Origin of the sequence: Streptomyces sp. NPDC048825, from assembly GCF_043198355.1 — a bacterium.
Classification (GTDB): domain Bacteria; phylum Actinomycetota; class Actinomycetes; order Streptomycetales; family Streptomycetaceae; genus Streptomyces; species Streptomyces xiangluensis.
In genome coordinates, this window is the sequence record NZ_JBICUR010000006.1 from 393,162 (window position 1) to 417,677 (window position 24,516).

26 protein-coding genes and 1 pseudogene are annotated in these 24,516 nt (G+C 70.0%); 13 read left to right on the forward strand and 14 right to left on the reverse strand.

The features are described from left to right. Nucleotides 1-327: 327 nt before the first annotated feature. From ACGFNK_RS18150 to ACGFNK_RS18160, 3 genes are all read left to right on the forward strand, one after another. Nucleotides 328-588, forward strand: coding sequence for a PRC-barrel domain containing protein (locus tag ACGFNK_RS18150; protein ID WP_393416914.1), 261 nt, complete (start codon nt 328-330; stop codon nt 586-588). A 101-nt stretch (nt 589-689) separates the two neighbouring features. After that, nucleotides 690-881: a hypothetical protein gene (locus ACGFNK_RS18155; RefSeq protein WP_393416916.1), complete on the forward strand. Its 192-nt coding sequence runs from the start codon at nt 690-692 to the stop codon at nt 879-881. Nucleotides 882-898: 17 nt separating this feature from the next. Beyond that, entirely contained in the window at nt 899-1,417 is a 519-nt protein-coding gene (locus ACGFNK_RS18160; protein WP_393416918.1) for an ATP-binding protein, read from the forward strand. Nucleotides 1,418-1,451: 34 nt separating this feature from the next. Here ACGFNK_RS18160 and ACGFNK_RS18165 read toward each other — a convergent pair whose 3' ends face one another. Continuing rightward, nucleotides 1,452-1,886 carry an ATP-binding protein gene (locus ACGFNK_RS18165; protein WP_393416920.1) on the reverse strand — a complete coding sequence of 145 codons (435 nt, stop codon included), beginning with the start codon at nt 1,884-1,886 and terminating at the stop codon, nt 1,452-1,454. Nucleotides 1,887-2,191: 305 nt separating this feature from the next. Here ACGFNK_RS18165 and ACGFNK_RS18170 point away from each other — a divergent pair, with 305 nt between their 5' ends. Continuing rightward, on the forward strand, nt 2,192-3,235 hold the full coding sequence (locus ACGFNK_RS18170; protein WP_393416922.1) for an NUDIX domain-containing protein: 1,044 nt from the start codon (nt 2,192-2,194) through the stop codon (nt 3,233-3,235). 41 nt (nt 3,236-3,276) lie between these two features. Here the strand turns inward: ACGFNK_RS18170 and ACGFNK_RS18175 are convergent, their stop codons facing one another. Next, nucleotides 3,277-4,632, reverse strand: a complete 1,356-nt coding sequence (locus ACGFNK_RS18175) for a dipeptidase (protein WP_393416924.1) — start codon at nt 4,630-4,632, stop codon at nt 3,277-3,279. A 175-nt stretch (nt 4,633-4,807) separates the two neighbouring features. Between ACGFNK_RS18175 and ACGFNK_RS18180 the strand changes: the two genes are divergently transcribed. Next, nucleotides 4,808-6,010 carry a geranylgeranyl reductase family protein gene (locus ACGFNK_RS18180; protein ID WP_393417001.1) on the forward strand — a complete coding sequence of 401 codons (1,203 nt, stop codon included), beginning with the start codon at nt 4,808-4,810 and terminating at the stop codon, nt 6,008-6,010. Nucleotides 6,011-6,026: 16 nt separating this feature from the next. Here ACGFNK_RS18180 and ACGFNK_RS18185 read toward each other — a convergent pair whose 3' ends face one another. Continuing rightward, nucleotides 6,027-6,476 (reverse strand): nitroreductase family deazaflavin-dependent oxidoreductase, encoded by a 450-nt coding sequence (locus ACGFNK_RS18185; protein ID WP_393416926.1) that lies wholly within the window; start codon nt 6,474-6,476, stop codon nt 6,027-6,029. Between the two features lie 234 nt (nt 6,477-6,710). Here ACGFNK_RS18185 and ACGFNK_RS18190 point away from each other — a divergent pair, with 234 nt between their 5' ends. The 3 genes from ACGFNK_RS18190 (at nt 6,711) to ACGFNK_RS18200 (ending at nt 9,583) form a co-directional block, all read left to right on the forward strand. Beyond that, entirely contained in the window at nt 6,711-7,454 is a 744-nt protein-coding gene (locus ACGFNK_RS18190; RefSeq protein WP_393416928.1) for a TetR/AcrR family transcriptional regulator, read from the forward strand. 102 nt (nt 7,455-7,556) lie between these two features. Continuing rightward, complete coding sequence (locus ACGFNK_RS18195; RefSeq protein WP_393416930.1) at nt 7,557-8,921, forward strand: sensor histidine kinase; 1,365 nt, start codon at nt 7,557-7,559, stop codon at nt 8,919-8,921. After that, complete coding sequence (locus tag ACGFNK_RS18200; protein ID WP_393416932.1) at nt 8,918-9,583, forward strand: response regulator; 666 nt, start codon at nt 8,918-8,920, stop codon at nt 9,581-9,583. Before ACGFNK_RS18195 ends, ACGFNK_RS18200 begins: the two co-directional genes overlap by 4 nt. On the opposite strand, the gene ACGFNK_RS18205 is transcribed toward ACGFNK_RS18200, so the two are convergent. Continuing rightward, on the reverse strand, nt 9,544-9,828 hold the full coding sequence (locus ACGFNK_RS18205) for a DUF6332 family protein (RefSeq protein WP_393416934.1): 285 nt from the start codon (nt 9,826-9,828) through the stop codon (nt 9,544-9,546). The genes ACGFNK_RS18200 and ACGFNK_RS18205 overlap by 40 nt on opposite strands. A gap of 73 nt (nt 9,829-9,901) precedes the next feature. Further along, nucleotides 9,902-11,398 carry an MFS transporter gene (locus ACGFNK_RS18210; RefSeq protein ID WP_393416936.1) on the reverse strand — a complete coding sequence of 499 codons (1,497 nt, stop codon included), beginning with the start codon at nt 11,396-11,398 and terminating at the stop codon, nt 9,902-9,904. Between the two features lie 87 nt (nt 11,399-11,485). Here ACGFNK_RS18210 and ACGFNK_RS18215 point away from each other — a divergent pair, with 87 nt between their 5' ends. Further along, nucleotides 11,486-11,893: a MarR family winged helix-turn-helix transcriptional regulator gene (locus ACGFNK_RS18215; RefSeq protein WP_393416938.1), complete on the forward strand. Its 408-nt coding sequence runs from the start codon at nt 11,486-11,488 to the stop codon at nt 11,891-11,893. Between the two features lie 21 nt (nt 11,894-11,914). Here ACGFNK_RS18215 and ACGFNK_RS18220 read toward each other — a convergent pair whose 3' ends face one another. After that, on the reverse strand, nt 11,915-12,658 hold the full coding sequence (locus ACGFNK_RS18220) for a maleylpyruvate isomerase family mycothiol-dependent enzyme (protein ID WP_393416940.1): 744 nt from the start codon (nt 12,656-12,658) through the stop codon (nt 11,915-11,917). Nucleotides 12,659-12,809: 151 nt separating this feature from the next. On the opposite strand from ACGFNK_RS18220, the gene ACGFNK_RS18225 reads away from it, so the two are divergent. After that, nucleotides 12,810-14,036: a cytochrome P450 gene (locus ACGFNK_RS18225; protein WP_393416942.1), complete on the forward strand. Its 1,227-nt coding sequence runs from the start codon at nt 12,810-12,812 to the stop codon at nt 14,034-14,036. Between the two features lie 55 nt (nt 14,037-14,091). Here the strand turns inward: ACGFNK_RS18225 and ACGFNK_RS18230 are convergent, their stop codons facing one another. From ACGFNK_RS18230 to ACGFNK_RS18265, 8 genes and pseudogenes are all read right to left on the reverse strand, one after another. Continuing rightward, nucleotides 14,092-15,375 carry a cytochrome P450 gene (locus tag ACGFNK_RS18230; protein ID WP_393416944.1) on the reverse strand — a complete coding sequence of 428 codons (1,284 nt, stop codon included), beginning with the start codon at nt 15,373-15,375 and terminating at the stop codon, nt 14,092-14,094. Beyond that, nucleotides 15,372-16,004 (reverse strand): ATP/GTP-binding protein, encoded by a 633-nt coding sequence (locus tag ACGFNK_RS18235; protein WP_393416946.1) that lies wholly within the window; start codon nt 16,002-16,004, stop codon nt 15,372-15,374. Before ACGFNK_RS18235 ends, ACGFNK_RS18230 begins: the two co-directional genes overlap by 4 nt. Further along, nucleotides 15,985-16,341, reverse strand: a complete 357-nt coding sequence (locus ACGFNK_RS18240; RefSeq protein ID WP_388673613.1) for a DUF742 domain-containing protein — start codon at nt 16,339-16,341, stop codon at nt 15,985-15,987. The genes ACGFNK_RS18235 and ACGFNK_RS18240 overlap by 20 nt, the downstream gene beginning before the upstream one ends. Nucleotides 16,342-16,345: 4 nt before the next feature. After that, nucleotides 16,346-16,756, reverse strand: a complete 411-nt coding sequence (locus tag ACGFNK_RS18245; protein ID WP_386336645.1) for a roadblock/LC7 domain-containing protein — start codon at nt 16,754-16,756, stop codon at nt 16,346-16,348. 118 nt (nt 16,757-16,874) lie between these two features. After that, nucleotides 16,875-18,710: an ATP-binding protein gene (locus ACGFNK_RS18250; protein WP_393416948.1), complete on the reverse strand. Its 1,836-nt coding sequence runs from the start codon at nt 18,708-18,710 to the stop codon at nt 16,875-16,877. Between the two features lie 529 nt (nt 18,711-19,239). Beyond that, nucleotides 19,240-19,473: pseudogene (locus tag ACGFNK_RS18255) on the reverse strand (phosphatase); the annotation flags it as partial. Between the two features lie 30 nt (nt 19,474-19,503). After that, on the reverse strand, nt 19,504-20,238 hold the full coding sequence (locus ACGFNK_RS18260; RefSeq protein WP_393416950.1) for a TetR/AcrR family transcriptional regulator: 735 nt from the start codon (nt 20,236-20,238) through the stop codon (nt 19,504-19,506). Between the two features lie 25 nt (nt 20,239-20,263). Further along, on the reverse strand, nt 20,264-21,469 hold the full coding sequence (locus ACGFNK_RS18265) for a serine hydrolase domain-containing protein (RefSeq protein ID WP_393416952.1): 1,206 nt from the start codon (nt 21,467-21,469) through the stop codon (nt 20,264-20,266). Nucleotides 21,470-21,753: 284 nt separating this feature from the next. On the opposite strand from ACGFNK_RS18265, the gene ACGFNK_RS18270 reads away from it, so the two are divergent. The 3 genes from ACGFNK_RS18270 to ACGFNK_RS18280 all read left to right on the forward strand — a co-directional run bounded on the left by ACGFNK_RS18270 (nt 21,754) and on the right by ACGFNK_RS18280 (nt 24,485). Continuing rightward, nucleotides 21,754-22,581 (forward strand): SDR family NAD(P)-dependent oxidoreductase, encoded by an 828-nt coding sequence (locus ACGFNK_RS18270; protein ID WP_393416954.1) that lies wholly within the window; start codon nt 21,754-21,756, stop codon nt 22,579-22,581. A gap of 52 nt (nt 22,582-22,633) precedes the next feature. Next, on the forward strand, nt 22,634-23,047 hold the full coding sequence (locus ACGFNK_RS18275) for a hypothetical protein (protein ID WP_393416956.1): 414 nt from the start codon (nt 22,634-22,636) through the stop codon (nt 23,045-23,047). Nucleotides 23,048-23,240: 193 nt separating this feature from the next. Then, on the forward strand, nt 23,241-24,485 hold the full coding sequence (locus tag ACGFNK_RS18280; protein ID WP_393416958.1) for an MFS transporter: 1,245 nt from the start codon (nt 23,241-23,243) through the stop codon (nt 24,483-24,485). Nucleotides 24,486-24,516 lie beyond the last annotated feature (31 nt).

The following is a 24,516-nucleotide window of genomic DNA, read 5'->3' on the forward strand; positions in this document are numbered from 1 at the left end:
ACACGCGCGGCGTCCAACAGCCCTCGAAGCGCGTGACGACGGCGCGCGGTGACCGACAGTCCTCGAACGGGAGTCATCAGGTACCCCGATGACGCCGGTGATGCCTCTGCAACCCGGGGATTCCCCGGAGAACGGCGCTGCCACCGAAGGAACGGGGTATTTGCTGCTCTCGGGAGCGGCGGGCGGAAAAGAGCCGCTGCGTGGGGCAAGGAGGAGGCGAAGTGGACCGGGACACCATCTGGTCGTACGCACCGCAGAGCGGCTACAGGGAAGGGCAGATCCTGACGGGTTTCACGGTGGAGGCCACCGACGGCACGATCGGGCACCGTGGACCGGCAGGCCGACGACGCCCCCAGGCGTCACCTGATAGTCGACATGGGCGTCTGGGCGTTCGGCAAGAGTGTGCTGGTGCCCGCGGGTCTCGTCACACACATCGACAGCGAGGCACAGAAGATCACCGTGGCGTCCACGCGTGACACGATCAAGTCGGCTCCTTCCTTCAGGACGGACCGCGAGATTCTCGACGCCTCATACCTGGACTCGGTCGCCGCCTACTACCTCGGTCTGCCCCGGCGGCAGGCCACCTGATGCCGGCAGGACGGTTGGCCTCGTACTCGTCGGCGCGCCGGTGACCCACAGCGATTTCACCCGCCATGCTTCGGGCCCGAGCGGGTATGCGGAGCACGATGATGAGTGACGAACGAGAACAAGTGGGGCGGTCCCGCCGGGCGGGCCTCGGCGCGCGCACCATCCGTGCGCGGGGCCCCGAAGGAGCGCCCGAATCCCTGGTGCAACACCAGAAGACGATGCCGATGCCGGAGGAGTGGGAGGTCGCCCTCATCCACGACCCGATCGACCGGATCGGGCCGGAGAAGCCATGAAGCCCGTGGAACGCCGAATGAGCGGAGACTTTGCCCTGTCCCGCACAGCCCGGGAAACGCACGACATGCAGGCCAAGCCCTATGTGCCGCTCGCCGGAACGCGCCGTATCGCTTCGGGCGACGGTGCGTCGGGCGGGGCTCCGCAGCCGCAGGTCGCCGTCACGAGTGCCGCGTCGGCACGGCAGTTCGTACGGTCCGTCGTCCGTGAGCGCTGGGATGTGCCGGGCCGCAGGGCCAGTGAGGAAGCCGTCATCGACCTGCTGCTCGTCGTCTCGGAACTGGTGACGAACGCGATCCGGCACGGCGGTGGCATCGCCGGATTCGACGTGGCTCCGACCCCCGATGGCATCCGGCTGAGCGTGCTCGACTACAGCGATGTCGTCCCCGCCGTCGTCCACGGTCCCGGAGCGCTGCCCCCCGCGCACGTGGGCAACGGATACGGATGGCCGCTGATCATCCGCCTGGCACGGGACATCCGCGTCGAGCGCCGCCCGGAGGGGGGCAAAACGATCAGCGTGCTGGTGCCGCTGACCTGAGGCGCGGGCCACCGCCACTTCGACGGTCCTGACGTCACCAGGGTAGGAAGCCGTGCACGTCCTTACCGTCTTCCCGCACCACCACGCTCACCTGGGTGCACAGCGTGTGAACCAGATGCCATCCGATGCCGCCACCACCCCGGCTGGGATGGAACGCACGCGGTTCGGGCGGCGTGGTGCTGGTGTCGTGCACCGTCACGTGCACACCGTCGAACGTGCGTCGCATCGTCAGCTCGAACACTCCTGGAGCGTACTGAACCGCGTTGGCGGCCAGTTCGTTGACGACCAACAGGATGTCGTCCCAGTGCTCGGGCGCCGTCGGTGGCGAGGAACGCGCCAGTGCACGCAGGAACTCCTCGGCGGCCAGTCGGGCCGCCGTCACGTCACCCAGCCCGCCGTCGAAGACGGCGTGGCACTTCTCCATCTCTTCGGAAGGCAGTTTGTCGCTCCATCGCGGCTCGGTCGCCATTTTCGCCTTCCCCGGTCCCTCCGCAACGGATCCGTTCAGCGAAATCTCGGTCCACCGCTGCAGTTTCCCAGCGAGACAAGGGTTACTCGTGCGGATCCGCCGATGTCTGTGATGCGGGACGGGCCTGCCGGCCCGCGTCCGGCCCGGCGTCGGCGAATCCACGGGTGCCCTGCGCGCTGCCGCCTCAAGGCGTGAGGCGTGAAGGGACGGGGACCCGGCGCCGTGTGTTCGGCGCCTCATCAGCGGCTGGTTTCCGTGGCAAGGTGGAGGGCAAGCCTCAGGGGGTCAACAGAAGAGGGGGAACCGTGACCGTCGTTTGGATCAACGGCGCGTTCGGTGCGGGGAAGACCACCACCGCACGGGAACTGATCGACCTGATCCCGAACAGCACACTCTTCGACCCCGAGGTCATCGGAGCCGGGCTGACGCATCTGCTGCCGCCCAAGCACCTCGCCGAGGTCGGTGACTACCAGGACCTGCCCATCTGGCGCCGGCTTGTGGTCGACACCGCGGCCGCGCTGCTCGCCGAACTCGGCGGCGTCCTGGTGATCCCCATGACCCTGCTCCGCCAGGACTACCGCGACGAGATCTTCGGCGGGCTCGCCTCCCGCAGGATTCCGGTACGGCATGTGCTTCTCGCCCCGGCGGAAACGATCCTGCGGGAACGAATAGCCGGCCGGGCGGTGCCACCCGAGCTGCCCGACGGGGAGATACGGGTGCGCCAGTGGTCGTACGACCACATCGAGCCCTACCGCGGCGCCCTGGCCGGCTGGCTCACTGCCGACGCCCACCTCGTGGACACCAGCGCGCTCACCCCGTACGAGTCCGCGGAGCGCATCGCCGACGCCGTGCGCAACGGCGCTGTCCCCGTCTGCGACATCGTGCAGACTCCGGAGCCCACCGCGGAGACCGTAGCCGCCGGAGTGCTCCTCTTCGACGAGCAGAATCGCGTACTCCTCGTCGATCCCACGTACAAGGCCGGTTGGGAGTTCCCCGGCGGTGTCGTCGAACGCGGCGAGGCACCCGCGCGCGCGGGCATGCGCGAGGTCGCCGAGGAGACCGGCATCCAACTCGACGACGTACCAAGTCTGTTGGTCGTCGACTGGGAGCCGCCCGCGCCGCCCGGCTACGGCGGACTGCGCCTCCTCTTCGACGGCGGACGGCTCGACGGCGCCGAGGCCCGGCGGATGCTGCTGCCGGGCCCCGAACTGCGCGACTGGCGCTTCGTCAGCGAGGAGGAAGCCGCCACCCTGCTGCCACCGGTCCGCTACGAGCGGCTGCGCTGGGCACTGCGGGCGCGGGAACGGGGAGCTGCACTCTATCTGGAGGCCGGCGTGCCCATGGGATAAGCGCCCAGGCTCACTCGTCCGTCGAGGCTGCCCGAACTCGCTCAGCCCGCCGCGTAGTTGCGCAGGAACAGCGCCTCGGCGACCGACAGGCGCTCCAACTCCTCAGGAGACACGCTCTCGTTCACCGCGTGAATCTGCGCCTCCGGCTCGCTCAGGCCGATCAGGAGGATCTCCGCGCGCGGGTAGAGGGACGCGAGGGTGTTGCAGAGCGGGATGGAGCCACCCTGCCCGGCGTACTGCATCTCCTCCCCGTCGTACGCGACGCTCATCGCCTCGGCCATCGCCGCGTAGGCCGGGCTGGATGTGTCGGCGCGGAATGCCTGGCCCTGGCCGATCTGTTCGGTGCTCACCCGTGCGCCCCACGGCGTGTGCGCCTCCAGGTGGGCCTGGAGCAGCTTGGTCGCCTCGGCCGCGTCCACGCCCGGCGGCACGCGCAGGCTGACCAGGGCGCGGGCGCCCGCCTGCACGGACGGGGTGGCGCCGATCACCGGCGGGCAGTCGATGCCGAGCACGGTCACGGCAGGACGCGCCCAGATTCGGTCGGCGACCGTGCCGGAGCCGATCAGCTCCACACCGTCGAGCACTTTGGCGTCCTCGCGGAACTGGCCTTCCTCGTACTGCAGTCCGTCCCAGCGCGCTTCGCCAGTCAGCCCGTCGACCGTCGTCGAACCGTCCTCGGCGCGCAGCGAGTCCAGTACCCGGATCAACGCGGCCAGCGCGTCGGGCGCCGCGCCGCCGAACTGCCCCGAGTGCAGGTTGCCGCCGAGGGTGTCGATCCGGACGCGTACGAGGGTCATGCCGCGCAGCGCCGTGGTGACGGTCGGTACTCCGACCCGGAAGTTGCCGGCGTCACCGATGACGATCGTGTCGGCGGTGAGCAGCTCCGGGTGGTCCTCGGCGTACCGCTCCAGACCGCCTGTGCCCTGCTCCTCCGAACCCTCCGCGATCACCTTGACGTTGACCGGGACGCCGCCGTTCGCCTTGAGCGCGCGCAGCGCGAGGAGGTGCATGATGACGCCGCCCTTGCAGTCGGCGGCGCCCCGCCCGTACCAGCGGCCGTCGCGCTCCGTCAGCGCGAACGGCGGTGTCACCCACGCCGTTTCGTCGAGCGGCGGCTGTACGTCGTAGTGCGCGTACAGCAGCACCGTCTTCGCGCCCTGAGGGCCTGGCAGGACGCCGTACACCGACTGTGTGCCGTCCGGGGTGTCGAGCAGCGCCACGTCCTGGAAACCCTCGGTGCGCAGCGCCTGGGCCACCCAGTTCGCGGCGCCCTCGCTCTCGCTGCGGGGGAACTGGTCGAAGTCCGCCACCGACTTGAAGGCCACCAGCTCGGTGAGCTCCGCCTTCGCCCTGGGCATCAGCGAGGCGACGGTCTCGGCGACCGGGTTCGACGACATGGGCACGCTCCTCGTAGGTGCGACGTTGTACGGATGGGTACGTGTGGGATGCACGCGCGTACGGGTGCGCGTCGTGCATACGCTGCCGATACTCCCACAGCGGAGTTCGCCGAGGTCCGCCGTAGGATGCGTGAGGCAGGAGCGGCAGGCGGCTGGATCGGAGCAGCAGACCATCGTGAGCGGCGAGAACTCTTCGGACGACGCACAGCGGGTATGGGACGTCGTCGTGGTCGGTGCGGGGCCCGCGGGCGCCTCGGCGGCCTATGCGGCAGCGGTCGCGGGGCGCCGCGTGCTCTTGCTCGAGAAGGCGGAGCTGCCCCGCTACAAGACGTGCGGCGGCGGCATCATCGGCCCCTCGCGCGACGCTCTGCCGCCCGGCTTCGAGCTGCCGCTGCGGGACCGGGTGCACGCGGTCACGTTCTCGCTCGACGGCAGGTTCACCCGTACCCGGCGCTCCAAGCAGATGCTCTTCGGGCTCATCAACCGGCCCGAGTTCGACCAGCGGCTCGTCGAGCACTCGCAGAAGGCGGGCGCCGAACTCCGCACCGGCGTCACGGTCGCGCGCGTGGAACAGCACGGCTCCGCCGTACCGGACCGGCGCACCGTGGCCGTCGTGCTGCAGGACGGCGAGACGGTGCTGGCGCGGGCGGTGGTCGGCGCGGACGGCAGCGCCAGCCGGATAGGAGCCCACGTCGGGGTGAAGCTCGACCAGGTCGACCTCGGCCTGGAGGCGGAGATCCCCGTCCCGGAGACCGTCGCCGAGGACTGGAAGGGGCGCGTCCTCATCGACTGGGGCCCCATGCCCGGCAGTTACGGATGGGTGTTCCCCAAGGGCGACACCCTCACCGTCGGCGTGATCTCGGCGCGTGGTGAAGGAGCCGCCACGAAGCGGTACTTGGAGGACTTCATCGCCCGGCTCGGGCTCGCCGGCTTCGAGCCGAGCATCTCGTCGGGGCATCTGACGCGCTGCCGCGCCGACGACTCGCCGCTCTCGCGCGGGCGGGTGCTGGTGTGCGGGGACGCGGCCGGGCTGCTCGAGCCGTGGACCCGCGAGGGAATCTCGTTCGCGCTGCGGTCGGGGCGGCTCGCGGGGGAGTGGGCGGTACGGATCGCCGAGGCGAACGACGCCGTGGACACCCGGCGCCAGGCCCTGAACTACGCCTTCGCCATCAAGGCGGGCCTGGGCGTCGAGATGAGTGTGGGCAAGCGCCTGTTCCTGGTCTTCGCACGCCGGCCCGGTATGTTCCACGCTGCGCTCACGGGCTTCCGGCCCGCCTGGAAGGCGTTCACGGGGATCACCCGCGGGGCGACCTCCCTGGGCGAGATCGTCCGTACGCATCCCCTGGCCGGGCGCGCCCTGACCGCGCTCGACCGCTGACCCGCAAGAGGCGTGTTCAGCTCTTGACGGTGATCCGGAAGACGGGGTGGTTGTGCGCCGCAGCGAGCAGCTCCTCGTCGCTGGACTTGGCCGTGACGTCACCGAAGAACCGGCCGACCTCCCAGCCCCACTTCTTGAGGTAGGTGCGCAGGACGACGGGCTTTTCCTCGTCGGGCAGCTCCACGGCCGTGAACTCCTGTGTCTTGCGGCCCACTTGGAGCCGGCCGCCGCCGGCCGCCCGCAGATTGCGCACCCACTCGGAGTGGCCGCGCGCCGAGACGAGGTACGGGCCGCCTTCGTAGGGGAGTGGGTTGACCGGCACGCGCCGCCACTCGCCGCTCTTGCGGCCGCGGACGGAGAGCTCGGCGTTGCCGACGAGGCTGAGGCCGCGGCGGGCGAGCCAGCCGATGAAGCGGTTCATGCCTGCCTCGAAGCCGCCGGGCTTGATGTAGCGCTGCTGTGCCATCGCGGGACCCCCACTGGTGATGTCGGTTGCGAGAGCACTGCTCTCGCTTGAGAGCAGTGTGCACGAGATCGGTGGTCCAAAGCAAGAGCAGTGCTCTCGAATGTGTGCACTGCTCTCGGAGGTGAGCGTTGATGTCGAGTGCGAGCGTTGTGCCGGTGCGAGAGCGTCGATCCAAATCCGGAGCACCGCTCACGTTTGTGTGCAGTGCTCCGATTTCATGGAACACTGCCTGGCATGAGTACCGCCCGAGGAGCCCGCGCCCGAGCCAGGACCGAAGTCACCGCGGCCATCAAGGACGAGGCGCGCAGACAGCTCGCGAAAGAAGGCGCCGCCAAGCTCTCGTTGCGGGCCGTGGCCCGCGAACTCGGCATGGTCTCCTCCGCGTTGTACCGCTACTTCCCCAGCCGCGACGACCTCCTGACCGCCCTCATCATCGACGCCTACGACTCGCTCGGCGAGAGTGCGGAGGCCGCGCACGAGAAGGCCGCCGACGCCGGCCCGATCCGGCGCTGGGCCACGGTATGCGAGGCGGTGCGCGGCTGGGCACTCGCGCATCCGCACGAGTACGCGCTGATCTACGGTTCGCCCGTGCCCGGGTACGCCGCGCCGGACTCGACCGTGCCCGCGGCGTCCCGGGTCGCGCTGCTGCTCATCGGCATCGTTCGCGACGCACACCAGGGCGTGGGCGTTGCCCTGCCCCGCCTGCCCGCCGAACTCAAGCCGGAGGCACGGCGGCTGGCCCAGGACCTCGCGCCGGACCTGCCGCCGGAGGTGGTGACGGCCCTCGTTGCGGCCTGGGCCCAGCTGTTCGGGCTGATCGGCTTCGAGCTGTTCGGCCAGTTCAACCGCGTGGTGGAGGACCGCGAAGCCTTCTTCCGGCACGCCGCCGCCCAACTCGGCCATGACGTGGGCCTGGTGTTCCCTCAGGACACCGGCACGGGAGGAGCGGGAAGCGGCGGCAACCGGTCAGGATCCTGAGACAGGATCGGCGCGAGCAGCCGCACACAGGGGAGGTACTTCCCTGGGAGTACGTCTGATCACCACGCTCGGCGGACGCCCGGACCGCCCGTGGCGTCTAGCGTGGCTCACATGGAAGAGCAGCGCACACGCCTCAGCGGCTGTCCGCCCTGGGCGCGGGGCGGGCCACCGTGGGCACGGGGCGGACCTCCATGGCTCTGGCGGCACAGGCCGCCGTGGTGGAACGGGGGCGACGACGATGCGGAGGAGAGGCTTCCTCGCTGGCCCTGGCGTTCGACGCTGCCGTTCACCTTGTTCGTGCTGATCGGCAGCACCTTCGCCGCCCAGGAACAGCCTGCTCGTGAGCCGCTCGATCCCTTTGCCTTTGGCCTGCTGTTTGTGGGCGCCCTTGTGCTCCTGTGGCGGCAGCGGCATCCGGTGTTCGTGGTGTTCGGCACCTCCGCCGCGGCGACGGTCTACTTCGTCGCCGGATATCCATACGGGCCGGTCTTCCTGACCGTCGCTCTCGGCTGCTTCAGCGCCGTCGTCGCCGGGCACCGCCGGGCGGCCTGGGCGGCGCTGGCGATGCTGTGGACGGTGCATCTCCTGGTGGGCCACTGGCTCTACCTGTGGCTGCCGCCGAACGACGACACGGTGGCCTCCTGGGGCGAGGACGTCTCGGTCGCCACGTGGATGGTGGTCATCGCCGCGCTCTCCGAGCTCGTCCGCGTTCGCCGTGAGCAGTGGGACCGGGACCGGGCGGAGCGTCGGCAGGCGGCCCGGCGGCGCGCCGACGAGGAGCGGCTGCGGATCGCCCGCGAGCTGCACGACGTGCTGGCGCACAGCATCTCCGTCATCAACGTCCAGGCGGGCGTGGGGCTCGCACTGCTCGACTCCGACCCGGATCAGGCCCGTACCGCCCTCACCACCATCAAGGCGGCGAGCAAGGAGGCGCTGGGGGAGGTCCGCCAGGTGCTCGACACGCTCCGCCCGCCCGTCTCTCACCACCGCCCTTCCGATGATGCGCAGCGCGCAGCCCCCTTTGATTCCGGTGACGCGCCGCGCGCGCCCGCGCCCGGCCTCGACCGAGTGCCCGAACTCGTCGAGCAGGCGGCGAGCGCCGGGCTGACGGTCGGCGTCGAGACCGAGGGGAAGCGCAGGGTGCTGCCACCGGGCGCCGATCTCGCCGCCTTCCGCATCGTCCAGGAGGCTCTGACCAATGTCGTACGGCACTCCGGTTCGCGGCACGCGCGCGTACTGGTCGGCTACGAGGACGACGCCCTGAAGCTCCGTATCGACGACGACGGACCGGCGACCGGTGCCGACGCGGGCGGCAGCGGCAACGGACTGGCCGGAATGCGGGAACGGGCCGCGGCCCTCGGTGGCACGATCGAGGCCGGGCCGCGCGAGGACGGCGGTTTCCGGGTACTGGCCGTACTGCCGCTCGAGGGCAGGGCCAAGCTCGCCAAGCTCAAGGAGGACGGGTGATCCGCGTACTGCTCGCCGACGACCAGTCACTGGTCCGCGCAGGCTTCAAGGCGCTCCTCGACGCACAGAGGGACATCGAGGTCGCCGGGGAGGCCGCCGACGGTGAGGAGGCGCTGCGCAAGGTGCGTGACCTGAGCCCCGACGTCGTCCTGATGGACATCCGTATGCCCGTGCTCGACGGTCTCGAAGCGACCCGCCGCATCACTGAGGACGCCGGCCTGCAGGACGTCAAGGTGGTCATGCTCACCACCTTCGAGCTCGACGAGTACGTCTTCGAGGCCATCCGTTCGGGGGCCTCCGGCTTCCTCGTCAAGGACACCGAACCGGACGAACTGCTGCGCGCGGTCAGGGCGGTGGTCGAGGGCGACGCGCTGCTGTCGCCCGGCGTGACGCGGCGCCTGATCGCCGAGTTCGCGGCCCGGTCCAAGGAGCCGGCCGTCGCTCAGTCGCTCGCCGAACTCACGGAGCGGGAGCGGGAGGTGATGGCCCTGGTGGGCATCGGGCTCTCCAACGACGAGATCGCCCGCCGCCTGGTCGTCAGCCCGCTCACGGCGAAGACCCATGTGAGCCGCACGATGGTGAAGCTGGGCGCACGCGACCGGGCCCAACTGGTCGTGCTGGCCTACGAGTCGGGCTTGGTGCGGCCGGGCTGGCTGGGCTGAGGCCCACGCTGGAAACGGACCAGCACACCGACCACCCGTACGAAGAAGACCATGACCGCGAGCCCGCACCCGGCCATGACCAGCAGGTCTTCGGCGCCGGCAGGCAGGTCGAAGAGCAGCGCCGGACCGGACACGGCCCCGAAGACGAGGACAGCCGCGACCGCCGCACTGCACAGCGCGTATCCGATCTCGACGGTCATCGCGTCCCGCTCGGCCTGAGTCCGCCGTCCCCCGCTGTTCCCCATGCACCGAAGTCTCACAGCAGGGCGCCCGGCGGGCAAGAACTGCCCGCCGGGCGCGCGTAGTTGCGTAGAGGGATCAGTCGCGGACCGGTACCCGCTCCTCGCGCTCCTTCTGCCCCTCCTGTACGGACTCGGACTTGGCGACCAGGACCGTCTGCTGAGGAGCACGCCGCGTCCGCAGCCCCGTGGCCGTGATCAGCAGGCCGAGGACCGCGATCCCCGTCACCACGATCAGCCCCGTGCGGTAGCTGTCGAGGATGGCCTGCGGAGAGGCGTCGTCGGAGGCGCTCGCGGTCACGACGGCCGTCACGATCGCCAGGAAGATCGCGCCGCCCACCTGCACCGAGGTGTTGAGCAGACCCGAGACCATGCCCTGCTCATGGTCGTCCACGCCGTTGGTGGCCTGGATGTTCAGCGAGGGGAAGACCAGCGCGCAGGCCGCGCCGATCAGCAGCATCGTCGGCAGGATCACCGCCGCGTACACGGGGTTGAGGTCGATGTTCAGGAACAGCGCGTACGCGATGACCATGCTGGCGAAGCCCACCGGGATCAGCCGCCGGGTGCCGAACCGGTCGACGACGGCTCCCATCTTCGTGGCGGACAGCGCCACCAGCGCGCCCGCGGGCAGGAAGGCGAGCGCCGTCTCCAGGGCCGACCAGCCGAGCAACGACTGCAGATACAGCGTGGCCAGGAACTGGAAGCCGATGTATGAGCCGAAGAACGTCATCGCGCCGAGCTGGGCCCGGATCTGGTTGCCGGAGCGCAGCACACCGAGCCGGACCAGCGGACCCGCCGAACGCTGCTCGATTCGGACGAAGACAGCGAGCAGGACGGCGACGGCGAGGAACGAAAGCAGCGTACGGGCCGAGGCCCAGCCGACCTCCGGGGCCTGGACGACGGTGAAGACGAGCAGCAGCATCGAGGCCGTGCCGATGATGGCACCGGGGATGTCGTAGCCGTTGTGGTCCTTCTCCCGCTCGCTGCGCGGGAGCAGCTTGAGACCGGCGATCAGGGCGATGATCGCGATGGGCGCGGGCAGCAGCATGGTCAGGCGCCAGCTGGCCTCGGTGAGCAGACCGGACAGGACGAGGCCCATGGAGAAGCCGGTGGCGGCGCAGGTGGTGTAGATCGAGAGAGCGCGGTTGCGCAGCGGGCCCTCGGCGAAGGTCGTGGTGATGATCGACAGGCCCGCGGGTGCGGTGAACGCCGCGCTCAGGCCCTTGATGAAGCGGCTGGCGATCAGCAGCGGGCCGGAGTCGACGAGTCCGCCGAGCAGCGAGGCGAGCGCGAAGACGGCCAGCGCGACCAGGAAGACCTGGCGGCGGCCGAGCAGGTCGGCGGTCCGTCCGCCGAGGAGCAACAGGCCGCCGTAGCCCAGGATGTAGCCGCTGACGACCCATTGCAGGGCCGAGGTGGAGAGGTCGAGTTCGGAGCCGATGGACGGCAGGGCGACGCCGACCATCGATACGTCCAGCGCGTCCAGGAACATCGCGGCGCAGAGCACCAGGAGGGTGCCCCACAGGCGAGGTGTCCAGCGTTCCTGGGCCGCGGAGTTGGTGAGCGGAGAGGTCATGCGCCTCACACTACATGCGCATGCATTCAATGCAAGCGCAATTAATTCGGATGCAACAATGCTGGTTCTCTGCTACGTTGCGACCTCATGGCGGCTATGGAGAACGCCGAGCAGGGGCTCGTCGACCAGTGGCGCGACCTCCTCGCAGTGCACGCGCGCACCGTGTCCGAACTCGACCGCGCGCTGCATCAACACGGCCTGTGTGCCAGCGACTTCGAGGTGCTCGACGTGCTGGCAGGATGCGCCGCCTCCGATGATGCCGGTGCGTACCGCGTCCAGGAGATCGCCGATCGGGTCCACCTCAGCCAGAGCGCACTGTCCCGGCTGATCGGCAGACTCGAGAAGGACGGCCTGGTGGAGCGCTGCATGTGCCCCCAGGACCGGCGGGGTGTACGCGTCTCGCTCACGCCGAAGGGGCGCACGCTGCACGGCGACGTGCTGCCGGTGCAGCGCGCGGTGCTGGGGCGGATGCTGGCGGACGGTCCGGGTGGCTGATCACCGGCGGGCGGGGCCGCTTCAGGTGATCGCCGACTTCTCGCGCCACAGCGTCGCGAGGGAGGGGTCTCCGGTCACGTCCGGGAACGGCCGGCGGTTCCACAGCGACAGGTAGAGCTCGCCCGCCGGACCCGCCAACTCGCAGTCAGGGTCGGCCAGTTCGCCTCGCTCGCTGACCGGCGGCCCGGCTGTCAGCCGTACGGTCCACACCGCATCGGTGTCCTCGGCCCGCACCCTCAGCACGCGCGGCACCTCCGTGCGCACTGCGCTCTTCTTGCGTGCCTGGAAGCCGAACAGCAGCTCGTCGATGCCGTCGACCGCGAAGTCGACCGCCACGTCGACGGCGATCGCGCTCGGGGTCCCGCCGAGCGCGGACTCCGCGTCGTACCGGTGCACCGTCGTCTCGTGCGCCTGTCTCCGTGCCCAGAAGGCGAGCGGTGAGGGCGCGGGCAGGAAACTCCAGCAGTCCACGTCGGCTGGGGCGCCCGCGAGCGTGTCGACGAGCCGCCGGTGACCCTCGCGGAACCAGGTCATCAACTCCGTACCGTCCAGATCCGGCAGACCCTCGTCGGGGTGGTACGACGTGTGTCTCTCGGCGACGAACGCCGTGGCCCAGCGATGCACCATGCCCGTGTGCCGCACCAGGTCCCGCACCTGCCAGCCGGGGCAGGTGGGCACCTTCGCGTCGGTCCCGGCCTCCTCGGCTGCTGTCGCCAGCAACTGGCCCTCGGTGTCCAGGATTCCGATGAACTGCGCAGTCTCCATGTGGTGAGTGTGCCGGATGGAGCGCGGTCGAGGGGAAGGGATGTGCCCTGGTCTCGCGGGCGCGGCTCGGCCAGTAATCGGCTGTGCCCGGCCCCACATGATCAATAGCCTTGAACGGTCTGCCGGTTGACGCTTCAAGGAGTCCCCCCACGTGACCACCGCACCGGACCTGCCCGACATCCTGTCGACCGAATTCGCCGAGGATCCCTATCCCGCCTACCGGGTCATGCGCGAGCGCGCTCCGCTGATCTGGCACGAGGCCACCCAGAGCTACATCGTGTCGCGCTACGAAGACGTCGAACGGATCTTCAAGGACCGCGACGGACAGTTCACCACCGACAACTACGTATGGCAGATCGAGCCGGTACACGGCCGGACGATCCTGACGCTCAGCGGGCGAGAGCACGCGGTGCGACGGGCCCTGGTGGCTCCGGCCTTCCGCGGCCGTGACCTGCAGGAGAAGTTCCTGCCTGTCATCGAGGCCAACGCCCGGGCGCTCATCGACCGTTTCCGCCACGCCGGCAGTGCCGACCTCGTCGCGGAATTCGCGACACGCTTTCCCGTCAACGTCATCGCCGACATGCTCGGCCTGGACAAGGCCGACCACGACCGCTTCCACCGCTGGTACACATCGGTGATCGCCTTCCTCGGCAATCTCGCGGGCGATCCGGAGGTCGCCGCCGCCGGTGAACGCACCCGCGTGGAGTTCGCCGAGTACATGATCCCGGTCATCCGGCACCGCCGCGACCACCTCGGCGACGACCTGCTGTCCACGCTGTGCGCCGCCGAAGTGGAAGGCGTGCGCATGAGCGACGAGGACATCAAGGCGTTCTGCAGCCTGCTCCTCGCAGCGGGCGGGGAGACCACGGACAAGGCGCTGGCGGGCATCTTCGCCAACCTGCTGGCGCATCCCGAACAGCTCCAGGCCGTACGGGAGGACCGCTCACTGATCGACCGGGCCTTCGCGGAGACCCTGCGGTACTCCCCGCCGGTCCACATGATCATGCGTCAGTCGGCCGTGGAGGTGGAGCTGAGCGGCGGCGGCGTTCCGCCGGGAGCCACGGTGACCTGCCTGATCGGGGCGGCGAACCGGGACCCCGCGCGCTACCGGGAGCCGGACCGCTTCGACATCTTCCGCGACGATCTGACGACCACGAAGGCCTTCTCCGCCGCGGCAGACCATCTCGCCTTCGCCCTCGGCCGCCACTTCTGCGTGGGCGCCCTGCTGGCCCGCGCCGAGGTCGAGATCGGGGTGGGCCAACTCCTGGACGCCATGCCCGACATACGGCTCGCCGATGATTTCCAGCCAGCCGAGCAGGGCGTGTTCACGCGGGGACCGCAGGCGCTGCCCGTGCGCTTCACACCGGCCACGCCCTGATCCCTTCCGGCCACGACATGCCCGTACGACATGCTCGTACGGGCACGGCCGGATCTCACCGCAGAGTGGGCGTGAACTCCACCGGCAGTGAGGTCAGCCCCCGCATCCAGATGGACGGCCGCCAGACGAGTTCCTCCGGCTCGACCGACAGGACGACGTCGGGCAGACGCTCCAGCAGCGTCTCGACGGCCGTACGCGCGATGACGTCGGCGAGCAGCGGAGCCGGGTAGGGGCAGCGGTGCTCGCCGTTGGAGAAGGACAGATGGGCGCCGTTCCCCTCGGCGCCGACATGGCCCTCGGGCCAGATCTGCGGGTCGGTGTTGGCCGCCGCGAGCCCGAGGACCAGGCAGTCGCCCGCCTTGATCCGGCGCCCACCGAGCAGAGTGTCGCGCACTGCCCAGCGGCCGATGAAGTTCTGGGTGGGCGTGTCCAGCCACAGCACCTCGGTGAGGGCCTCTCCGACGCTGACCCGGCCGCCGGAGACGTTGAGCGCGAAGCGGTCGTCGGTGAGCAGCAGCCGCAGCGTGTTGCAGATCCAGTTGGCGGTGGGCTGCTGGGCCGCCGCGACGATCGAGATCAGGTCCTGGACGATGGCGTCATCGCTCAGGCCCTCGGGGTGGGCCAGCATGCGGGAGACCACGTCCGCGCCGGGCTCCGCGCGCTTGTCCTTCACCAGTTGCTGGATACGTTCTTGTACGCGGACGTAGGCGGCGACCGGATCCTCGCCCTCGCCCGTGTCCAGGGAGATCCGCAAGTCCCGTACGAGGTCGTCGGTGTCCGTGCTGTGGGCCGCCATACCGCACATCTCCACCGCGGCCCGCATCGCCAGGGGGTGTGCGTACGTGCTCATCAGCTCGGTCTCGCCGCTGCCCGCGAAGGCGTCGATGAGCTGGTCGGCGATCCGTGCGCAGTTGACGCCGAGCTCGAACTGGTCGACGCCCTCCAGGGCCTCGGTGATGACACCGGCCCGCCGCTGGTGCTCGGCGCCCTCGGTGAACAGGACCGAGGGCTGGTAGCCGACGAAAGGCAGCAGCGGCCAGTCCGCGGGAATGCTCTCCCACTGGTTCCAGCGCCGCGAGTCGCGCGCGAAGAGTTCGTCGTGGGCGGTGACGAACGAGACCTCCGGGTAGCCGAGCACCAGCCAGGCGGGCACGTCCCCGTCCAGCAGCACGGGCGCCACGGAGCCGTGGGAGCGGCGCAGTTCCTGATACAGCGTGGCGGGCGTCTGCTGGTACTCCAGGCCGCTCAGCGGAACCGCGTCCGCGTGCACCGGGCAGCCCGAGGCGCTCTGCTTCGGGTCGGCGGGGCGCGGGTCGGAGCCGGTCGCGTCGTCGTTCATGGGGTCATCTCCCGGGCCATGGCAAGTTCGTAGAGGTGGTCGACAAGAGTGATCAGGACGTTCTTGCCGGACGAGCGGACCCGTGCGTCGCAGTCGATCAGCGGTACGTGCTCGGGCAGCGTGAGCGCCTGACGGATCTCGCTCAGGGAGAAGGCGTCGGTGTCGCCCTCGAACCGGTTGACCGCGACGACAAAGGGCGTCCTGTGGTGCTCCAGGCGGTCGATCGCGTACCAGCAGTCGCTCATCCGCCGGGTGTCCACCAGGACGACTGCGCCCAGGGTCCCCGCGAAGAGCCGGTCCCACAGGAACCAGAAGCGCTCCTGGCCCGGGGCACCGAACAGATACAGGACCGTGCGCTCGGTCAGGCTGATCCGGCCGAAGTCGAAGGCGACCGTTGTCGTGGACTTGTCGGCCAGACCCGCCGTCCGGTCGATGCCTACACCGGCCTTGGTCATGACCTCTTCGGTGTTCAGCGGCCGGATCTCGCTGACCGAGCGGACCAGAGTGGTCTTGCCGACACCGAAGCCGCCCACCACGACGATCTTGAGCCCGGTCTCGGCCGTGGCGCTGAGCGGCGTACGGGCGGAGTGCTCGGAGCTTGTGGAGGGCTCAAAGCTTACGGAGTCCATCGAGAACCTCCAGCAGGAGAGCGGATTCGGGCAGGGCGGCCACCGCCGGGGCGGACCGGGGATGGCGAGCGGTGACCCTCGCCATCGCCAGCAGGTCGCCCACCAGGATCCGGACCACCGTCACCGGGAGCCGCAGTTCGGCGGCGATCTCGACCACGGCGGCCGGGCGACGGCACAGCTCCAGGATCCGGACGTGCTCGGACTGCATGCCACGAGCAGGCTCGCACTCGCTGACGATCAGTGAGACGAGGTCGAGATCGTCGGGAGCCTCGCTGCGGCCCCCGGTGATGGTGTACAGCCGGTCCGGGTCCCCGGTGTCGACCGGACGTCGGCTCATGGGATCAGCTCTCCTCTATCGGGGCGCGGGCCTCGGCACGCAGGTGCTCGCCGATCCGCTCCACCAGGTCGGTCATGTGGTGCCCCACCACACCCGGGTCGGCCCCGTCGTCCGCGACGACCGCGAGGTGCGCGCCCTCACCGGCCTCGACGATGAACAGCAGTCCGCCGTAGAACTCCGTCATCGAGTGGCGTACGCCGCCGCTGCCGTCCCCGAACTCGACCGAGGCGCCCTGTGCCAGGGCCTGCATCCCGGAGGCGATGGCCGAGAGCTGGTCCGCCTGGTCGACGCCCAACTGCTCGGTCCAGCACAGCTTCAGCCCGTCGCGGGAGAGCACGAGGGCGTGCCGGGTACCGGGGGCGCGCTCGAGAAGACCTTCCAGGAGCCAGGTCAGTGTGGTGTCAGTGGTCTGCATGCGTGGGTGAAGAGCTGGTGATCCGTTCAAGCCCGGCCACCGGCCCTTTCCTCCAATCTCCGGTCTGTGGCGGGTCGGGGCGCCCGGTCGAGGCGTCCCGCGAGAAGAAGGGCCGGGCTCAGTCGGCGTCGTGCGGGTCCGGGTCGGCGGATTCGGCGGCTGGGGCCGTCTCCGCGGCTGCCGCGGCTTCGCCGGCCGCCGCGGCGAGGCGTGCGCGGTGGAAGGCGCCGAAGCTCTTCCCGGCGTCACGGGCGGCGGGACGCTTTGGTGAATTCTCCGCCGGCGTACGGACGCGGTCGGCGGCCGCCATCGTGCGTCCTGGGGGACGTACCGGCAGGCCGTTGGCGGTCACCGAAGCGCTGTCGCCGGTCGGGGCGGAAGACGTCGGAGAGGAGGCGGTAGGTGCGGGGGCCGGTGTGTCGGGCATCCGCGAACTGGCCGGCGTGGCCGGTGTGTCGGGCATCCGTGAACCGGCGGCCGGGGCGTCCGGTGTTTGCGAACCGGCGACCGGTGCCGCCCGCCTCCCGTCGGCCGCCCGCACCTCGGGGCGCTCGGCGGCGGCCACTGTTCGCTCGCTCGGTCGCGCCGACGGGTCGTGCAGCGGGGGCTGGGCAAGTGCCGTGCGCTGCTGGGCAAGCAGTTGGGCCGGCAGGTGTACGACGACTCCGGTGCCGCCCCGGGAGGAGGGGCGGTAGCTGACGGAGATGGCGTACTTGACGGCGAGCCGTCCCACGACCGCGAGCCCCAGCCGGGTCCCCTGGAGGGAGGCGAGGTCGCTCATCGCGCCCGACACCGCCTCCTCGGCGCGTCGCAGGGCGGCGTCGGCCATCTTCAGACCGCTGTCCTCGATGGTGACGACGATGCCGGCGGAGCGTTCCTCCACATAGACATGGACCTGGTCGATCGGGGCGGAGAAGCTGGTCGCGTTGTCCATCAGTTCGGCGAGGAGGTGCATCACGCCTTCTGCCGCGAACCCGGCCACCGCCGCCTTGCTGGCACAGTTGAGGCTGACCCTGCGGTACGCCGAGATCCGTCCCACGGCTCCCCGCAGGATGCTCTCCATGGGGATCGGCCTGTTCCAGGACCGGCTCGCGCGCCCGCCCATGAGCAACGCCAACCGGTCGGTGAGCAGGCCGAGTTGGGAGGTGCTGTGGTCCAGTTCGAGCAGGTCGCCGAGGACCGCCTCGCCGTGCCGGTCCTGCATGTCCCGCAGATCCGCCAGGATGCCCACGGCCTGGGCCTGCACCCGGCTCAGCGCCTTCGCGCTGGCGGCCTGGGCTGCCGCGGAACGCCGCTCGCTGACCGCGAGTTCACGTATGCCGGCCTCCACCAGGTCGCCCACGACGGTGCTGGAGAACTCGGACAGCCTCAGCTCCGCGCGGACCGTGTCCAGCGAGGCTCCCTCGCCCAGTCTCCGTACAGCTGTGGGCAGGATCTGCGACCTCGCCTTGAGCAGATCGTCGGTGATGCTTTCCAGGGCCCGCACCGCCTGCTCGCGTTCGCCGTCCGCCGTGGCCGCGCGCCGCTGCGCCGCGCTCAGCGCCTCCTCCACCGCGCTCTGCACCGCCCTGAGTTGCGGCTCCGTCGGATGCCAGGCACTGCCCGGTCCCATCGCGGCGGATACGGGACCTCGCGCGGGGTCCTTCATCGCCGCGGACAGCTCCGGGAGCACCGCGCCGGCGAGATACTCCGCCTCCGACCGATGCCGCGCCGACTCCGCCACCGACCTGTCCACCTGAGTGCTGAGCTTGCGCTGCAGCCGGGCGGCCGCCGAGGCGAGCAGCACGAGGCAGCCCCCCGCCCCCACGACCGTGCCCGCGACCCAGGCGCGTGCGGCGTCCGGTGCGGCGAGCACGAGAGGAGTGCCGACAGCCGCGGTCACCACCAGTGAGGCGACCGGCAGAAGCCGCCATGCCGACCTCTGGCGTGGGCTGGACGCGTCGGGATGTGCCATGCCGCGATCCTCGATGGTTGTGGGGGTGTGGTGTGCTTGCCGCGCAGGCGTGGGACGCCAAGTCGCCTATGTGCAACGGCGGTTGATGTGTGAAACATGCTAACCATGCGTTCCGGCCGGAACCCGGAACTCCACATCGCCCACACATGTCGAAAACAGGTCGACGCATACTGAGCCACGGCGGCCGTGCCTGTGATACGCCCCAGCCGACGCCACATCGCCTTCGAATCCCGCCGAACACCCCCCAGCCAGGGGTGGAGCAGACGTTTTCGGCATGCCTCGATACGCGCGACAATTACCCGGAATTCCCGGCGGGAGAATGCCACCCGGGGGACTGAATTCACGTGAAGGCAATCGAACTTCAGCCATTTTGCCCGACGGGGAAGGAGCCGTCGGGCATGCGGACGGGCATATGGACAGGCACGCGGACGTCAATGCTCCGCCGTGTGCCGCGTCATTACGCCGATGAGGGCGGCAACCGTTGCCAGCGCGGCCAGGCTCGTGAGGGCGGTGGGCAGGGAGGACCGCACCGTATCGCTTGCCACAGCAAGCGACTCGCATCGCCGGGTAGATCGTCGCCCGGAGTCACGTAACCCTCGGGCCACGCCCGGTCCGGCACCAGGGCCGCCCGCCGCAGCCGGATGCGCCCCTGCGGTTGCCCGGTGCCCCTTTCGCCCGTCCACACGGCGAAGCCGAGGTCGATGGCGGCCACGTCTCCCCAGGTCGGCAGAGACTCCGCCGGCGCCTGCGCGGTCTCGCCAATTACCCAATTGCCCTGTTGCCCGACGAGGCGTCAGTTCTCCGTGTGTTCGCTTCCTTCTCCGCGGGCGCGTTGCGCGCGGAGCTCCACGGCGTCGAGGAACAGGCCGAGCGCGGTCTCGAACTGGTCCTCTTCGTCGATTTCCGCGAGATAGGGGGCGACCTGTGCCAGGTTCGGGTACCGCTGTGGCGAGGCCGTCAGGTACTCGCGGCGCCAGGCCAGCCGGTCGCCTTCCTGAGCGCCCTTGTCCAGCACGTTGAAGGAAGCCTCGAAGGCGCCGGCGGCGAGTGCCGTCTCGGCCAGGGCCCGGTAGTACGAGGCCGCTTCGCGTCCCGGGAGGCCGGCCTCGAGCAGGGCGCCGATGACCACGTCGGCGCCCTGGAACTCCGGCTCGCGCCGCGAGGTGCGGGCCGCCACCAGGACGGCCACACCCGGGTGCTGCAGGCATGCGGCACGGATCCGTCGGGCGAGCGACGCGAGGGTCTCGCGCCAGCTTTCCGACGGTGCGAAGTCGTGCAGGGCATCGCTGACCAGCCGGGCGGCCAGGCCGAGCAGCAGGTCGTCCTTGCCGCGGAAGTGCCGCAGGACGGCTGTGTGGTCGGCGCCCAGATCGGTGCCCAGCCGACGGAAGGTGAGCGCCTCCGGACCATCTCTCTCGATCACGGCCATCGCGGTGTCCAGGATCAGATCCGGGGTGAGGAAGGATGTCGGACGCCGCTTCCGCCGCGCGGGAGTCGCTCCTGCCGAGTTGGTCTTCGCGCGTGTCATGGCCGTCATCTTATCGACGGCGTTGTCAACGGTGGTCCTCGTGCAGATGGTCAGCCACCGCCCGCAGCGCCGTGATGGACTCCGCGTCACGTGAGGCGTCGTCCGCCGTCGGCCACGCGCTGGTCTTGACGATCACCACGTCGGCGTCCGGGTCCACATACAGGTACTGGCCGTGGATCCCCACCGCGGTGAACGGACGTCGCTCGCCGCCGAGTGTCCACCACTTGTTGCTGTACCCGTAATGCGGGTAGCCGCTGGGGCCCAGCGCGCCGACCTTCAGGTGCGGCACCCCGCGACCCCGGCTGCGCGTCACCCATTCCTCGGGCACGATGCGCTGCCCGTTCAGCTCTCCGCCACGGGACATCAGCAGCCCCAGCCGGGCGATGTCGCGGGCGGTGGCATTGAGCGAGCCGCCGCCGATCGCGGTACGCGGATGCTTGCGGGTGAGCCAGTAGTACGCCTCGTGCTCAGCGCCGATGCGGCTCCAGAGGCGCTCCGTGGCGTACTGCGCGAGGGAGTGGCCGGTGGCGGACTCCAGCACCCATCCCAGGACCTGGGTGTCGATCGTCGAGTAGCTGAACTGCGTGCCGGCTTCGGTCGAACGCTCGGCCGAGGACACGACCTCGTGCAGTGAGCCGCCCCCTGTAGCGGCCTTGGCGAACCGGTTGATCAGACCGTCCCGAACGGTGTGGTCCTCCACCAGGTCACCCACCCCGCTGCTCATGTCGAGAAGATGCTCGATGGTCACCCCGTCGAAGGCGGAGCCCACCAGCCACCTGCAGTACACCGTCACCGGCTCGGTCACATCCTTGATCGCCCCCTCGTCGAGGGCAATCCCGATCAGCATCGACGTCACCGATTTGGTCATCGAGAACATCTGGAACCGTACGTCGTCGCCGGCGAAGCGCCCCGGATACGACTCGTGGACGATCTCGCCACCATGCAGCACGACGAAGGAGGTGGTGTTCGTTCGAGCGTGCAGTTCGGCAAGGCTCCGCTCCCGCCCCTCGAAGCCGTAGCTCACTTCCAGGGGGCGCGGTCGCCGGGGCAGGGGGAACACATCCCCGCCGCGGCGCACGTCTTCGGTGGGCATGAGGAGATTCATGTGAGAGAACGTCCACTCATTGACCGGGCGGCGGGTCATCACCTCGTCCTGGTGGCGCCACAGCCACACCGCCCCGGCGCCCGCCGCGGCGGCTCCCAGCAGCCATCCACCCGCTTCAATGCGCATTACTGAGCCCCTTCATCGCATGGACATGCCGAGCTTCGGCGCCCTCACTCTGGCTTGCCGGTCCATCGGTGTCAACAGTGGTGCTTAGTTTGGTGTCAGTGTTGGTGTCACCAGCGTTGACATGCTTTGGACGAGTGGTCATGATGACGACGGGGTCGTTGAACCCCCTCTCCGACACTCCCCGAAGGACAGCGCATGACAGCCATCCAAGAAGAGCTGTGCTGCAGGCCCGCCCCGGACGGACGCACGGTGAAAGCGCTCGCGGATCACAGGAACGGTGACCGATGAACGGCACTGAACTGCCCACCGCTCGCCGCCTGCTCGGGAAGCTGCCCTTCGTCGACCCGGGCCGGCCCCCGCTGCCCGCGAGAACCGCGTTCCTGACCGGTGCCAGCTCGGGCATCGGCAAGGCGCTGGCAGCGGAGCTGTGCGTCCGCGGCTACGACGTGTACCTCACCGCGCGCAGAATCGAGGTCCTGGAAGAACTGCGGACGCAGCTCACCGCCGCGTTCCCGCAGCGTTCGGTGACCGTGGCCGCCCTAGACGTGACCGAGCACGAGGCCGTGGCGCGGGCGATCGACGACGCGGCCCGGCAATTCGGTGGACTCGGAATGGTCATCGCCAATGCGGGGGTCGACGACGGGGGCAACATCGGGGAGGGCCGCTTCGAGGCGCACCGCGCGGTGGTCGACGTCAACCTGCTGGGTGCGATGGCGACCATCGACGCAGCCGTCGCACACTTCCGCAGCAAGGGTGGCGGTCAAGTGGTGGGCTTCACCTCCGTCGTGGCCGCGGCGGGCCTGCCGGGCGGGGCGCCGTACTGCGCGTCCAAGGCAGGGCTCACGAGGTACCTTCAGTCGCTCCGAGGCGAGTTGTGGAACAGCGGCATCACCGTGACCACGGTCGCCCCCGGCTACATCGACACCCCGATCAACGAATCCCTGGGCGACAAACGACCGTTCCTCATCGACACCCTCACGGGCGCCCGCAAGATCATGGATCGCATCGAGTCCGGCGCCGTCCACGCGACAGTGCCCCGAGTGCCCTGGGCCGTCGTCGAATACCTGCTGCCCCGGATCCCGACCCGCCTGCTGCGGAAGCTCGATACCTGACCGCTCAGGCCCGGGGACCACTGACGCGCCGGTGCCGAGCCGCCATCACCCGGTGACCGTCGGGGCGGGCCAAGCCTGCGGGCGCGCAACGCACACTCGGCCCTGGTGCTACTTCGGCTGCGACCACCCCGACATCGACGACCTCCACCGCGAGGAACTCGAAGCCGCCGAGCGGGCCGGAGCCGTCAGCCTGCGCCCCACCTTCAGCGCGACCCCCAAGGACGGCGCCCGCTTCGTCCAGCACCGCATCGCCGCGGAGGGCGGCGAGATCTGGACGCACCTCAAGGCCGGCGGACGCGTGTTCGTCTGCGGCGGCGGCTGCCGCATGGCCCCCGCCGTACGGGAGGCGTTCATGACCATCTACAGCGCTCACACCGGCGCCGGCGCCGGCGACGACGAAGCGCGCGCCTGGCCGGCCTCGCTGACCATGTCCGGCCACTACATCGAAGACGTCTGGGCCGGCTGACCGCAGCCGCCGGCCTGCGCCCCCAAACGAGTCCGGGTCGAATATCCCCTCTCTGCCCGGAGGCTCCCTTCGCCGCTCCAGTCCTGGACACGGCACCCGACCGCCTACCAGTTCTGAGGTTTCTGACGATGCCCCTCTTCCCTCCCGCTCCCGCGCCCGCCTGCCAGGCGGCCCTCCGTGCAAGGGGCATTCAGTGAAAACGAACAGCGGCCCCGCGCTGACCTTCACCATCGCCGCTGCCCTGATCGCCGGAGTCACGCTCGGCAGCAGCGGCAGCAACGTGATGCCCGTCTTCGTCGACGACTTCGCCGACCGCTTCGACCTGTCCAGCACCAGCGCCGGACTCGTCGCCGCCAGCCAGCTGATGGCGGTCGCGATCACCACCCTCCTGCTCACCAACCGTGCCGCACGCCCCGGACGCGTCCGGATGGCCCGCAACGGGGTGGCCCTGGCCGCCGCGGGATTCATCGGCGCCGCCATCGCCTTCGACATACTGACGCTGATCGTGGCCAGCCTGCTGCTCGGCGCCGGACTCGGAGCCGTCTACGCCGCCTCCACCGCCGCCCTGGCCGGCGTCGGCGACGACGCCGACAAGACCTCCTCGATCGTCATCATCGGCGCCCTGTTCGCGAGTGCCCTGCTGCTCCTCGCCGTCCCGGCCGCCAACGAGTCCGCAGGCGGGGGAACCGGCTTCTTCCTGTTGGCCGTGTGCTGCCTGCCTGGCTGGTTCCTGGTGGGCCACCTCCCCGACGGCCCGGGCCCGGCGAGCAGTCCTTCCGCGACCGCCCCCAACACAGCCTCCCGGTCGGCCCGTCCCCCCGCCGTGCTGCTGGTCGGCGCGGGCCTCCTTATGGCCGTCACGCAGGGAGTCTGGTCCTACGCCTCCGTCCTGGGGCGCGGCCACACCGGCATGTCTGCCTCTGTGCTCTCCGCCGTCCTGGCCATCTCCAGCGTCGTCGCACTCGCCGGAGCCGTAGCCGGACCGCTCGCCGTGAAGCGTTTCGGCCGCCTGCGCTCGATGACCGGGTTCGTCGTCGTCGAAGCGTTCAGCTCGGGGCTCCTCATCGTCACCCACAGCCCTACCCTGTTCATCGCCACCGCCGTCATCTGGCAGACGTGCCAGCTGGCCGTCCTGGTACAGATAATCGCCGCCGCCTCAGTCATCGACTCCACCGGACGGTGGGTGGCCGCCCTCAGCGGCGGCGGAGCACTCGGCGGAGGCATCGGCCCCCTGGCCGTCGGCGCGATCATGGACAACATGGGCGTCGGCGTCCTGAGCATCCTCCTCACCGCCGGAACACTCGTCGCCGCACTCCCTCTCCTCAGGATGACCGCGGCCGGCGACGCGGCAGCAGACACCGCATCCGTCACACCCCACCCGCAGGACACGCCCATCGCGAGGACGACCACCGAGAAACCAGCCTCACCAGCGGAATGAAACACCCGCCCCACGATGTGTCGGCGGCGGC